General features: G+C 55.7%; 10 protein-coding genes. 8 read left to right on the top strand and 2 right to left on the bottom strand.

All coding sequences use genetic code 11. The annotated features are described in order from the left end of the window. The first annotated feature begins 38 nt into the window (after window positions 1–38). The 3 genes from MKY96_RS17885 to MKY96_RS17875 are packed head-to-tail and all read left to right on the top strand — an operon-like array spanning window position 39 to window position 4,861. Window positions 39–1,361 carry an ABC transporter substrate-binding protein gene (locus MKY96_RS17885; protein ID WP_340942045.1) on the top strand — a complete coding sequence of 441 codons (1,323 nt, stop codon included), beginning with the start codon at window positions 39–41 and terminating at the stop codon, window positions 1,359–1,361. Between the two features lie 28 nt (window positions 1,362–1,389). Continuing rightward, window positions 1,390–3,201: a sensor histidine kinase gene (locus MKY96_RS17880; RefSeq protein WP_340942044.1), complete on the top strand. Its 1,812-nt coding sequence runs from the start codon at window positions 1,390–1,392 to the stop codon at window positions 3,199–3,201. Next, complete coding sequence (locus MKY96_RS17875) at window positions 3,194–4,861, top strand: response regulator (protein ID WP_340942042.1); 1,668 nt, start codon at window positions 3,194–3,196, stop codon at window positions 4,859–4,861. Before MKY96_RS17880 ends, MKY96_RS17875 begins: the two co-directional genes overlap by 8 nt. Window positions 4,862–5,229: 368 nt before the next feature. Here MKY96_RS17875 and MKY96_RS17870 read toward each other — a convergent pair whose 3' ends face one another. Beyond that, window positions 5,230–6,510, bottom strand: a complete 1,281-nt coding sequence (locus MKY96_RS17870) for a histidine--tRNA ligase (RefSeq protein WP_340942040.1) — start codon at window positions 6,508–6,510, stop codon at window positions 5,230–5,232. A gap of 289 nt (window positions 6,511–6,799) precedes the next feature. On the opposite strand from MKY96_RS17870, the gene MKY96_RS17865 reads away from it, so the two are divergent. The 3 genes from MKY96_RS17865 to catA all read left to right on the top strand — a co-directional run bounded on the left by MKY96_RS17865 (window position 6,800) and on the right by catA (window position 9,760). Further along, window positions 6,800–7,453 (top strand): HD domain-containing protein, encoded by a 654-nt coding sequence (locus MKY96_RS17865; RefSeq protein ID WP_340942038.1) that lies wholly within the window; start codon window positions 6,800–6,802, stop codon window positions 7,451–7,453. A gap of 90 nt (window positions 7,454–7,543) precedes the next feature. Next, the gene (locus MKY96_RS17860) at window positions 7,544–8,995 is read left to right on the top strand and encodes a DEAD/DEAH box helicase (protein ID WP_340942037.1); all 1,452 of its coding nucleotides are present in this window, start codon (window positions 7,544–7,546) and stop codon (window positions 8,993–8,995) included. Window positions 8,996–9,100: 105 nt separating this feature from the next. Then, complete coding sequence (gene catA / locus MKY96_RS17855) at window positions 9,101–9,760, top strand: type A chloramphenicol O-acetyltransferase (protein ID WP_340942036.1); 660 nt, start codon at window positions 9,101–9,103, stop codon at window positions 9,758–9,760. 104 nt (window positions 9,761–9,864) lie between these two features. Here the strand turns inward: catA and MKY96_RS17850 are convergent, their stop codons facing one another. After that, a complete protein-coding gene (locus MKY96_RS17850) occupies window positions 9,865–11,580 on the bottom strand; it encodes an ABC transporter ATP-binding protein (RefSeq protein WP_340942035.1) in 1,716 nt (571 codons plus the stop codon). A 220-nt stretch (window positions 11,581–11,800) separates the two neighbouring features. On the opposite strand from MKY96_RS17850, the gene MKY96_RS17845 reads away from it, so the two are divergent. Together MKY96_RS17845 and MKY96_RS17840 are read left to right on the top strand one after the other, a co-directional pair. Further along, a complete protein-coding gene (locus MKY96_RS17845; RefSeq protein ID WP_340942033.1) occupies window positions 11,801–11,905 on the top strand; it encodes a YjcZ family sporulation protein in 105 nt (34 codons plus the stop codon). Between the two features lie 192 nt (window positions 11,906–12,097). Further along, a complete protein-coding gene (locus MKY96_RS17840) occupies window positions 12,098–13,330 on the top strand; it encodes a CynX/NimT family MFS transporter (protein ID WP_340942031.1) in 1,233 nt (410 codons plus the stop codon). Window positions 13,331–13,482 lie beyond the last annotated feature (152 nt).

The following is a 13,482-nucleotide window of genomic DNA, read 5'->3' as shown; positions in this document are numbered from 1 at the left end:
AGATTCATAGCTTGCAAGTAAGACGGGGGCTTGATCAGATGAGAGATTCGGAAGGCTGGCGATTCGCAGAGCGTTATAAATTGGTTGCGCTCTCATTATGGCAGCCGGTGCTGCTTCTGGCTCTGGTGCTGAGCGGCTGCGGCGCAGGGCAGAAGGAGGAGCCGGTGCCGCCTGCCGCTCCGCCGGTAACGCTGGAGTACTGGACGCCGTTCAGCGGAGGAGACAATATATTCATGACCGGGCTGGTGGAGCAGTTCAATGCCGAGCATCAGGAGATCCGGGTGGATCAGATCAACTCCCGGCTGGATGATTATTATTCCCGGCTGCGTACAGCCATTCTGTCCGGCAATGCGCCGGATCTGGCGATTATCCATGCCACCAACCTGCCGCAGTTCGTGCAGAACGGCTATATCGAATCTCTGGACGGGCTCGCTGCGGATGCCGGGCTGGACTGGGAGCAGTTCAATGCCAAAATTGCCGGGTCTACCGTCTACGCCGGTGCCCATTATGCCGTCCCGCTGGATACGCATACCCTGGTGCTCTATTACAACAAGAAGTATCTGCGGGAGGCGGGATTGCTGGATGCCGCGGACAAACCGCTGATCGGGCGGGGGGAGCAGGGGTTCACCGCTTTCCTGCAGAAGCTGAAGGATGCCGCTCCACCCGGAGTTGCGCCGCTGGCCCTGCCCAGCACACGGATCGATTCGGTGTGGCTGTGGTGGAGCCTGTACAATCAGATGCAGGGCGGCGGTGACTTTTACAATTCCGAGGGGACGCAGGCGGTCTTCAACAATAAGCATTCTCTTCAGGCGCTGGAGTTCGTGAACAGCCTGTATCAGCAGAAGCTGATTCCGCCGCATATCAACGATGCCTTCAAGCTGTTCTATGACGGTGAGGCGGCTACCCTGATTACGGGGGTGTGGGGCACCGGTGCATTCGAGAAGGATGAGCAGCTGGAGCTGGGCGTCGTGCCGGTTCCGGTCATCTATGATCATCCGGGGGTCTGGGGGGATTCGCATACGCTGGCTATTCCGGCCAAAAGCGGGCTGAGCGCGGAGAAACGCAGAGCGGCGATGATCTTCGCCCGCTGGGCGGTGGAGCATGGGGTGATGTGGGCGGAAGCCGGGCATGTGCCAAGCTCCCTCAAGGTCGTCCGGAGCGAAGCTTATACGGTGCTGAAATTCCGCAGCGACTATGCCGCCGCCGCGAGCTCCGTAGCCTATTGGCCGAGAAATGTGAAGCAATGGAGTATTAATGAAGAGATTATCCGCCAGTTCGAGAAGATGATCTACAAGGAACAGACTCCGCAGCAGGCGCTTGCGCGGGCGGTGGACAGCATTAACCTTCAGCTAAAGAAATAACGCTGCGGGAGCAAAGGGGGAATAGCGGTTGAGATCCGTTCACAGCTGGTTCAGGAATCTGGCGCTTGCGCGCAAGCTCATTCTGATTAATGTGGTGTTCATTGTGCTTCCGCTGGGACTGATGGGCTATTTCGCCTTCGCCCGCTTCACCGCAACGACGGAGCGTAAGGTGGGCGATTATCAGCTTCAGACGCTGAAGCAGCTTACGCTGAATATCGATACCTATATGAATGAGCTGAACCGGCTGACGGTGATGCCCTATCAGTATCCCAAGGTGACCGATTATCTTGCAACAAAGCGTGCCCCAGGCGAACCCCTTACGCTGGATGAGATCAGCGGACTCAACAGCTTCGTCACCCAGGTGTTTCTGAACGGCCGGGTCGATATTCTGGGCGTCTCCCTGTATGGTACGGGCGGAGCTTCCTATGTGGTCATGCCGGAGAGCCAGTATGTCACGACCTACAAGCTGGATGAGAATGTGAGCTGGCTGAATAAGTTCAAGGGGCATTACGGGAAGCCGGTCTATGTGGCGACGCATGACTTAAGCGCAAGCAGCGGTACTGTCTATGAGGCCTTCTCCATTGTCCGGGAGCTGCGCAGCTTCGATGACGGCGTGACGATTGGATACATTGTCATTGATGTGGACCCGAAGTTCATCAGCGAGATTCTGTCGAAGGTTAAGCTGGATGCCAAGGAGCTGCTGTATATTACGGATGAATCCGGCAACCGGGTCACCGGCAAGGATTATGGATACCCGCAGACGGCGTCTGCCGTAACTCCGGGGCGAACCGGTGAGGGGGTCAGCCATGTGAAGTCGGAGGGGGAAGGGCTGCTGGTCGCCCATGTGACCTCTGAGGTTACAGGCTGGACGACGGTAGGCGTTGTTCCGGTGGCCAGTCTAATGAAGGAGACCGAGGTTCTGCGCACGTATATTATTCTTACGGGCATTATCTGCGTTGGTCTGGCCCTGCTGCTCTATGTGTTCATCGCCTACCGGATCACGCAGCCGCTGCGCAAGCTGAGCCGGCTCATGCGCAGTGTGGAGCGCGGAGACCTCAGCATGGCTTTTCCAGTTAGTGGCAGGGATGAAGTGGGTATGCTCGGCCATTCGTTCAACGGCATGCTTGCCAAGCTCAGCGAACTCGGTTACCTGCTCTATGAGACGGAGATCCGGGAGAAGGATGCGCAGATTGCCGCGCTGCAGAGCAAGATCAATCCGCATTTTCTGTACAATACTCTCGGGTCTATCAGCATGTATGCCGAGCTGGAGGGCAGCCCGGAGATCATCGCCATGTCCAACAATCTCAGCAAGCTGCTGCGTTACAGTCTGAGCGGGCGCAAGGAGCAGGTGACGCTGCAGGATGAGCTGGACCATGTAGGCGGCTATATGACAATCCAGCAGATGCGCTACGAGGAACGGATTCAGTTCAGCATGGCGGTTGAACCGTCCCTGCTGGGCTGTGAGGTCATTCCGCTGATGATTCAGCCGCTGGTCGAGAATGCCATTAACCATGCGCTGGATAAGGGCGTTGGCCGCGGCCGGATCTCGCTGAGTGCAGAACGCCGCGGGCAGGTGCTGAGAATCGCCGTCGAGGATGACGGGATCGGCATGAATGCAGAGGCGCTTGAAGCACTTCGGCTGCACCTGCGGGATACGCAGGAGCTTGGCGGGCGCTCCGGCAACGGGCTGTTGAATGTTCACCGCCGGATTGTGCTGCATTATGGCGAGGCCTATGGCCTATCCCTGGAGAGTATGCCCTATCAGGGCTTCAAGGCAGTGCTTAAGCTGCCGGTGCTGAGCCGGGAAGGCAGAGGAAGGGAGGGTGACGGGGTTGCCTAGAATACTGATTGTTGACGATGAATCGGTCTTCCGTAAAGGCCTGCGCAAGATGATCGCCGCCGTGGGTGACGGCTGGGAGGTGGTTGGTGAAGCCATCGACGGCTACGATGCCCTCGACAAGCTGGCCGAGCTGACCCCTGAGGTGCTGCTCACCGATATCCGTATGCCGCGGATGGACGGCATCCAGCTTCAGCAAGTGGCCGGTGAGCGCTTCAAGGATCTGATGACCGTTGTGGTCAGCGGCTATGATGAATTCGCTTATGTGCAGCAGTCCATGCGGGAGGGGGCGAAGGACTATCTGATGAAGCCGGTCGAACGCGAGGAGCTGGGCCGCGTACTGGAGCGGCTGGGCCGGGAGCTGGCTGAACGCCAGGCGCTGCCTGCGCGCAAGGAGGAGCCGTGGCAGGTCCAGCCGGTGCTGAAGCGGCATGTGGCCGGTCACCTGATTGAGAGTCTGCTGAAGGGCCGGACGCAAGGCAGCGACCTCCAGCTGCTGCGCGAGCTGGGCCTTGCCTTCGGGCACCGCTATTTCATCTGCATGGTGATCAAGCTGGATAAGCATTCGGTGGAGAAGGAGCGTTATCTGCGGGGAGACCCGTCCCTGTTCCTCCTGTATATCCAGCAGGTGGTTCAGGAGATGATTGACCGCCATGCTACAGGACTAAGCTTTGTGCTGTCGGATACCGAGGTGGTGGCGCTGCTGAATACAGCAGATCCGCAGCATCCCCTGTCTGCGCCAGGTACTCTGGGGGATATGATCCGCAGGCAGATCCGTTCGCTGTCCAATCTGACCGTGACGATTGGGGTCAGCAATCCCGCCGAAGGCCTGCCGGGAATCCCGAAGGCCTACAATGAGGCCGGGATTGCCCTCTTGTACCGGCTGATTGAAGGCGGCGACAAGCTGCTGGAGTATGCCAGCATGACGCAGCGTCCGCATTCCGGCGGCCCGCTGAAATGGTCCTGGGAGCTGCTGGAGAAGTCGATTACCGCCGGCAGAGTGGCGGGGATCGGCCCGATTGTCGAACATATGATTGAAGAGCTGTGCAGCATGGCGGAATCACCGGAGAGCATCCATCAGCAGCTCTGCAAGCTGCTGCTGTACTACTACGAATTGTCCGAGGAGCTTGAGGTGACCGAAGCGTGGCTGGGGTCGAAGGATATCCGCAAGGTGCTGTTCGATGTCTGCAGCCTCTCCTCGCGGCAGGAGCTGGCTGAGAAATGCCGGGGGCTGCTGCTCACACTGACCCGCTGCATTGCGGAGTCCAGAGCCGCGAAGGATATCGATCCGGTCGCTGCCGCCCAGCGTTATATTTCGCAGCATTACGATCGTCCGCTGAGCCTCAAGGAGGTAGCGGATGAAGTGTTTCTGAATCCGGCGTATTTCAGCAATCTGTTCAAGCAGAAGACTGGCATCACCTTTATTGGGTTCCTTACGCGTATCCGCCTGGAAGAGGCCTGCAAAAAGCTGGCCTTCACGGATGACAAGATCAGCAGAATCGCGGAGGATACCGGCTTCGGCAATGTACGGCACTTCAACCGCGTGTTCAAGAACAGCAGCGGGTTATCGCCCAAGGAATACAGGGACAGCACCCGCATGGTGCAGGCGGCTTCTATGGGTGGCCGGAAGTGGCCAGCTGACGGACGTAGAGCAGGAGATTAAGGGCCTGCCGGCCTGCGACTGCACAGCGGAGCTGCCGCTTGCGCTGATCCGCGCGATTGTGGAGCTAATGAAAATGGTGCATAAATTGCAACAATGTGTGTTAACCTGGGGCCTAGCTGACAGAAATCCTGCACAATTTACAACAATGTGCGCTCAGCAGGAGCTAATTTGAGAGGAATCCTGCAATAAATGCAACAATCCGCGTTATCTGGAGCCGGACTGACGGGAATCCTGCAATTAATACAACAATCAGCTATCGGTATCCGTAATCCGAAACTGGCGAGGGAGCATGCATGACCACACTCGCCTGTCCGGTGAGAAGCCGGGCCTGGAGCCAGTGTGTTAGCCCGGGGCTGTCTCATCCAGAATCACAACGCAATCGAACGAACCGCCTCCTCCGTTGTAACCAGCTGCTCGCTCCCCAGCTCCATATCCTTCAGCCGCAGCTTACCCTCCGCCGCCTCGCTCTCACCGACCATAATGACATACCGGATGCCTTTGGCGCTGGCTGTTGCCAGCGTTTTTTTGAGCTTGCGCGTGCCCGTGTCCACCGTGGTCCGGATACCTGCGGACCGCAGGCTAGCTGCGGCAACCAGAGCCTGAGGCAAATACCCGCCAATGGGAATGATCAGCACGCCGGAACGCTCCGCCGCTGCCTGCTCCCGGCGTTCGCCGAGCAGGGCCATGATCGATTCCATCCCGAAGGATATGCCGACGGTTGGATACTCTATATCGTCGCGCCCCACGAGCTTGCCGATGATCGCGTCATATCGCCCGCCGCCGCCGAGACTTGAGGGATAGCCGCCGGAAGCATCGAAGATTTCATAGACTGTCCCCGTATAGAATGACAGCCCGCGTGACAGAAATGGATCGAAGACGCACATGTCCGCAAGTCCAACCGCATCAATCAGCTGCTGCAAGGCCTGCACTTCGAGCGTCCCCGGCAGTCCTTCAAGCTTATACCGCTCCACCAGTTCCTCGAATCCCGGGTTCGTCAGCTCCAGGAGCTCCGAGATCAGTGTAACCGTCTGAGCGGTTAGCTGCTTGTTCGTCAGCTCGGCCAGCACCCCGCCGCTGCCGATCTTAGCCAGCTTGTCGAGGGTCAGCATGACGGAGAGCTGTTCCTCCGGCGGAACAAAGGCCGCCCCCAGAATCTCGCCCAGGAAACGGCGGTTGTTCCACTTCAGCACCACCGGAATATCCAGTCGGCGGAAGGCTTCCGCTGCCAGCTGCATCAGCTCCGCTTCTGCCTGCGGTCCGGCAATGCCGGCGACATCGGCGTCACATTGCAGGAATTCGCGCAGGCGGCCTTTTTTGACCGGACCATCGCGGAACACCTTGCCGATCTCATACCGCCGGTAGGGGAATTCAATTCCCGGATTTAAGGCAATCACCTTGGCAAAAGGGATCGTCAGATCGTAACGCAGCCCCAGCCTGCGCCCGCCCTGATCGGCCAGCTGGTACATCTCGCGCAGAATCTCATCGCCCCCGGCGTATTTGGAGGTCAGCAGCTCCAGCTCATTCAGCAGGGTCGTATCCATCGGCTCGAAGCCGTACAGCTCAAACAGCTCCTGAAGCGTAGTCCGCACCTTCTGGCGGATGGCCTGCTCCCGGCCGAAATAATCATAAGTTCCTTTAATATTCTGCATCCTTGTCAGCTCCTTTGTTCAATAGTTTGCAGTAAAATAAAAAACGCGCCGGACCCCGTGGTCCCGCGCGCTTATCTATGCCGCAGGGAGGTCAAACGCGAAATGCGTTAGCCCTCCCTGAATGAATTCAGGTGTGTGCTAACGCTGCTTGTGATGATGAAGTTGATTCGTTATGATGGACAAGCGGTTCATATGAATCAATTCCCTTCCGGCTGGATTACAGCACATTATAGCGGATCAGGAGCAACCGCGCAAGACCTGCATTATTTTCCATAAAGGAGCAATCATAATGAATCATACAGAGCTGATTACAGCAGCAGAGAACTTCGCGAAGGAGCAACTCGGCCAGGATACCACCGGCCATGACTGGTTCCATACTAACCGGGTGCGGAATACTGCGGCGCTGATCGCAAGAATGGAAGGGGCGAGTGTGGTCATCTGCACGGTCGCTGCCCTGCTGCATGATGTAGCAGACGAGAAGCTGAACCCCTCCAAGGAGGCGGGGCTGCTCAAAGTACAAACTTGGCTCACCGCACATCTGCCGGATGAAGCTGCGTGCAGGCATATTATGGAGATCATCGGGACAATGTCGTTCAGTGGCGGCGGGGGGGAGCCCATGTCAACGCTGGAAGGGCAGGTGGTCCAGGATGCGGACCGTCTGGATGCGCTCGGGGCCATCGGCATTACGCGGACCATGGTCTTTTCGGGAGCCAAGGGCCGTCCGGTCTATGATCCGGAGATTCCACCGCGTGATGAATCGCTGCAGAAGGAATACCGTGATTACTCCAAGGGCACGGCGGTCAATCATTTTTATGAGAAGCTGCTTAAGCTAAAGGACCTCATGAACACCCCGTATGGCAAGCAGCTCGCGGAGGAGCGGCATCAGTTTATGCTGATTTTTCTGGAGCAATTCGATAAGGAATGGAATCAGGGGGCAGAGTAGGTGTTATAATGGAATAATGCGCAAGATGGATGGAACGCGGGAGACCCCGCCTGAACCGGAACAATCAGCATAGAAGAGGTTGAGTATATAATGAGTGAAGAACAAGTGAAGTTTAGTGATTATGGTCTGGATGAAGAGATTATCCGCGCGCTGGAGGTTCTGAAGTATGTGGACCCCACCGAGGTGCAGCGGAAGGTGATTCCTGTGGCGCTGAAGGCGCAGGATATGATCGTCAAGTCGCAGACCGGCAGCGGTAAGACCGCAGCCTTCGCCATCCCGCTCTGCGAGCTGGCCGATTGGGCGGAGAACAAACCCCAGGCGCTGGTGCTGACCCCCACCCGGGAGCTGGCCCAGCAGGTGAGAGAGGATATTACGAACATCGGGCGCTTCAAGCGGATCAAGGCGGTAGCGCTGTTCGGCAAGCAGCCTTTTGCCCCGCAGAAGCTGGAGCTGACCCAGAAGACGCATGTGGTCGTAGGCACGCCGGGCCGTGTATTTGACCATATTGAGCGCGGAACGCTGAATCTCAGCCGGATACAATATCTGGTGATCGACGAAGCGGACGAAATGCTCAGCATGGGCTTCATCGAGCAGATCGAGAAGATCATTAAGCAGCTGCCTAAGGAACGTGTAACGATGCTGTTCTCAGCGACGCTGCCTGAGATCATTAAGAATCTGTGCCGCAAGTATATGACGGAGCCGGTGGATATCGAGATCGAAGCGAGCGGAATAACGACGGCATCCATTGAGCATGCGCTGATTGAAGTCGTACAAGCTGCCAAGTTCGGGCTGCTCAGCGACCTGCTGACGGTGGAGAACCCGGATAGCTGTATTATTTTTTGCCGGACCCAGGAGCAGGTGAATGCCCTCTTCCGCGGGATGGCTGACCTCGAATATCCGGTGGACAAGATTCACGGCGGCATGGAGCAGGACGAGCGGTTTGAGGTGATGAATGCTTTTAAGCGGGGCCAGTTCCGTTATCTGATTGCCACCGACGTTGCTGCCAGAGGGATTGATATCGAGAACATTACCCATGTCATCAACTACGATATCCCGCTCGAAAAAGAGAGCTACGTCCACCGCACCGGCCGCACCGCCCGCGCCGGCAAAAGCGGCAAAGCCATCACCTTCGTGACGCCGAATGAACACAAATGGGTCAGAGAAATCGAAGGCTACATCGGCTTCAGCCTGCCGGAGATGAAGGCTCCTTCGGACGATGCCGTGGCCTATGCCAAACCTGCCTTCGATCTGAAGCTGGGCAAGCAGCAGGTCCGCAAAGCCGGCAAAACCGAGGTCATGAACCAGGACATCATGAAGCTGTACTTTAACGGCGGGAAGAAAAAGAAGCTTCGAGCGGTCGATTTCGTCGGCACCATTGCCAAGCTTGAGGGCATTTCGGCTGAGGACATCGGGATCATCACGATTCAGGATAACGTGACCTACGTCGATATTCTGAACGGTAAGGGCTCGCTTGTACTGCAAGCGATGAAAGAGACTACCGTGAAGGGCAAGCTGCTGAAGTGCCATATCGCGAAGAAATAAACTACAATAATAGGAACTCTTTTTAAAGGATGGGCTTCTAATGAAGAAAGCAGACAAGTCAGCCTCCTAAATTCAGTTTACACAACCATTTAGGAGGCATAGCCAATGAAATTTAATCCGATTGATATGGAGAACTGGAAGAGACAAGAGATCTTTAATCATTATCTGAACCAGGGCACGACCTTCAGCATGACGGCAGAAATTGAGATAAGCAGTTTATACCGGAAGATAAAGCAACAAGAATATAAGCTGTATCCTGCCCTTCTATTCTTAATGACCCGTGTGGTCAACTCCAATACAGCGTTCAGAATGGGGTACAATAGTGCGGGGGAATTAGGGTATTGGGACAAGGTTGACCCGCTGTATACGATTGCTGACAGTGTCTCGGAATCCTTCTCTGCAATTTGGACGGCTGGCACGGGTGAATTCAGAGCGTTCCATGATTCTTATCTGTCTGATGTGGAGAATTATAAGGATTCCGGGAGATTGTTCCCCAAGATGCCGATTCCTGAGCATACCTTTTCTGTATCTATGATTCCGTGGACGTCCTTTACCGGATTTAACCTGAATATCAGCAATAACGGAAATTACCTTCTGCCCATTATTACCGCAGGGAAATTTATGACCAGAGGCGATTCCATATACCTGCCGCTGTCGTTGCAAGTCCATCATGCGGTCTGTGACGGTTATCATGCAGGATGGTTCATGAACGAGGTTCAGGCCATGGCAGATCGTGCTGAGGAATGGATTGGCGGGGGTTGTTAATTTCTAAATAAAGAAACCTTCCGAGATGCGCCCTAGGCCGCATTCCGGAAGGTTTTTTATTGGAGTCCGCCAGACTTTGTTCGCTCCGGCATCAATAGAAGCCACTAAGCATTATACTGCGCCTGATACAGGCGGCTGTAAGTACCTCCGGCGTTCACCAGCTCCTCGTGGCGGCCTTCCTCGGAGATGCCGTCCTCGCTTACAACAACGATCCGGTCGGCGTTCTTGATCGTCGTCAGGCGGTGGGCAATGACCAGCGTGGTGCGGCCCACCGACAGGTCAGCCAGTGACTGCTGGATCGCTGCTTCTGTCTCGGTGTCGAGCGCAGAGGTCGCTTCATCCAGGATCAGAATCGGCGGATTCTTCAGGAACATCCGGGCGATGGCCAGGCGCTGCTTCTGTCCGCCGGACAGCTTGACGCCGCGTTCGCCGATCACAGTGTCCATGCCATCCGGCAGGCTGTTAATCAGCTCCTCCAGGCGGGCCTGACGGGCAGCCTGCCAAATTTCCGGCAGCCCTGCATCAAGCTTGCCGTAGGCAATATTCTCACGGATCGTGCCGGAGAAGAGGAACACATCCTGCTGCACGATTCCGATCTGCTTGCGCAGCGAGCTGAGCTTCAACTCACGGATGTCGATCCCGTCGATGGAGATCGAGCCGCCGGTCACATCGTAGAACCGGGGGAGCAGGCTGCAGATGGTTGTTTTACCTGCACCGGAGGGTCCCACGAAGGCGATAGTTTCACCGGCGTTAACCTCCAGGCTAATATCCTCCAGCACCTTCCGGTCCGCTTCGTAGCCGAAGCTGACATGGCTGAAAGAGATATCTCCGCGAAGCGGGCCTGCCTCTACGGCATCCGGTTTGTCGGCAATGTCCGGTTCAGTGTCGATGACTTCCAGATAACGTTTGAAGCCGGCAATCCCCTTCGGATAACTCTCGATTACAGCATTAATCTTCTCAATCGGCCGGAAGAAGACGTTGGACAGCAGAATGAAAGCGACGAATTCCCCGATTTCCAGCTCTCCCTGAATGAAGAACCACGCCCCGCAGACCATCACGACAATGGTGATCAGACGGGTCATCATATAGCTGACCGAGGAGCTTTTGGCCATCAGCTTGTACGCCATCAGCTTGGTCTCACGGAACTTCTGGTTGTCCACCGCGAACAGCTCTTTCTCGAATTCTTCATTGGCAAAAGACTGGACCACACGGATGCCGCCGACATTATCCTCAATCCGGGCATTGAAGTTCCCTACGTTGCCGAATAGACGGTGATAGGTTTCAGTCATGCTGCGTCCGAAATGGATAATGACCCAGGCCATAATCGGCACGATGATGAACGTAATCACAGCCAGCTGGAGATTGATATCGGCCATCAGCACAAATGCGCCGACCAGCGTCATGACCGCAATGAACACATCCTCCGGCCCGTGATGCGCGACTTCCCCGATATCGTTCAGGTCATTGGTTATTCTGCCGAGCAGGTGACCTGTTTTGTTGTTGTCGAAGAACCGGAAGCTGAGCTTCTGGATATGATCGAACATTTTTTTACGCATATTGGTTTCAATATTAATGCCCAGCATATGCCCCCAATAGGTAACGACATAGTTCATTGCTGTATTGAGCGCATAAATCCCGAGCAGGGCAACGCAGGCAATCAGAATCAGCGGCCAATCCTGACCCGGCAGCAGATCATCAATGAATTTATTGACAGCCACCGGAAAAGCAAGCTCCAGCAGACCGGCACCCACCGCACAGGTGAAATCAAGGATAAACAGCTTCTTGTAAGGACGGTAATAGGAGAAAAAACGACGCAGCATCTCTTGTTCACTCTTTTCTGTAATATGTTATGTATCTGGTTATTGAGATTGATTCTCAACTGAACCTTATGTTTAGGATACTAAAGCGGGTTACACGTTTTGTCAACGGTGAGAACATTTAAATTAGAAATATACTGCGGAATTCATTGCCGTTTAACCCATACCGAAAGGCGATTTCATACATATTTTAACAGCATCCAGGCATAAAGGAGGAGTTAACATGAGCGAAAATATTGGGGGATACGGCGGAGCTTTCACTTCGACTGGAGCGATTCTGGTTCTGTTCATCCTGCTCGTAATTATCTCTAAATCCCTCTGGGTGTAATTCGGGTTCACCTGCTCTGCTGCCGCTGGTCACTTGACCGGCGGTTGTCTTCTGTCCAGGAGGCTGCTCCATCAAGCGATATGGTATAATGAAATAATGCGCCTTGGTTGAAGGGCGTAATACATATAGCGGCTGTATTCCCTGACAAGCTCCGGGCTTGACGGGTGCTTTGCTGCGACCTGGAGGTACAACATGAAGCTCGGCCGTGAAAATCACAAGAGGACAAGCCCGGCCTTGTCCTCATCTGCTGCGGATATCCGCAGCAGATGGATGCTCGTCACCGGAATCATCTGTGTGGCCGCTGCCCTGCGCGCCCCGTTCACTTCCGTCGGACCTCTGCTGGAGATGATCCGGGATGACCTGGGGTTATCTAATACTCTGGCGGGAGCGATTACGACTTTGCCTTTACTGGCGTTTGCCCTGCTGTCACCGTTTGCGCCCCGGCTTGCCCGCAAGCTGGGACTGCCCAATATCCTGGTGCTGGCCATGCTTACCCTGTCCATGGGAATTCTGGTCCGTTCGGCTTCCGGCACGTTAACCTTCTTCGCAGGTACGGCGATGATCGGTCTGTCGATTGCCGTCTGTAATGTGCTGCTGCCGGGACTGATCAAGGGTAAATTTCCGCACCGCATCGGTCTGATGACCGGAATCTATACCGTGTCCATGAACATATGTGCAGCGGCGGCTTCGGGGCTGAGTGTTCCCTTGGCCACCCGTGCGGGGCTGGGGTGGAGAGGGACGCTGGCGCTCTGGTTCATGATTGCTGCACTGGCTACGATCTTCTGGATTCCGCAGCTGAAGAGTCTGGGCGCGGGACAGGCAGACACTGCCTCCTCTTCAGCGGCACGGGTTTGGCGCTCCCCGCTAGCCTGGCAGGTTACGCTGTTCATGGGGCTGCAATCCCTGCTCTATTATGTGCTGATCGCCTGGTTCTCGGTGATCCTAGGTGAGCGGGGGATGTCTGCCGGCCATGCCGGCTGGATTCTCTCGCTGATGCAGCTGGCCCAGCTGCCGTTCACCTTCTTCGTGCCGCTCTGGGTGGGAAGGATGAAGAACCAGCGGCTGCCGGTGGTGATCACTTCGGTTCTGTTTATCACTGGCATCCTTGGCGTCTGGCTGGGCAGTACCGCACTGATGGCATTATGGGCTATCTGCATAGGGATTGCCGGAGGCTTCGCCTTCGGTCTGGCGATGATGTTCTTCAGCCTGCGCACTCGGACAGCGCAGGAGGCCAGCGAGCTGTCAGGGATGGCCCAGTCTGCAGGATATTTGCTGGCGGCGGCGGGACCTGCACTGTTTGGCCTGCTGCATGATGCTGCGGGGAGCTGGAATGTACCGCTTGCGCTGCTTGTCTTAGCAAGCGTACTGCTGTTCGCAGCCGGTATGGGGGCCGGACGCGACAGATATGTGGGAGACCGGTTATAAACGATGGGCCCGTCAGCTTGGCGGGGTCAAACGATAAGTTTGTATAAGATTTTCGCTGAGAAAGTGCATTGTAAGCTGATCACGGCATGCTACTATTGTGTTTAAGATCATCTGAGAATGATTATCAATGAAATTAGACACAGGAGTGAAGA

The sequence above is a fragment of the Paenibacillus sp. FSL R7-0302 genome, from assembly GCF_038006885.1.
Classification (GTDB): domain Bacteria; phylum Bacillota; class Bacilli; order Paenibacillales; family Paenibacillaceae; genus Paenibacillus_AQ.
The sequence above is the reverse complement of the archived record's forward strand: the minus strand, read 5'-3'. Positions and strand labels throughout refer to the sequence as shown.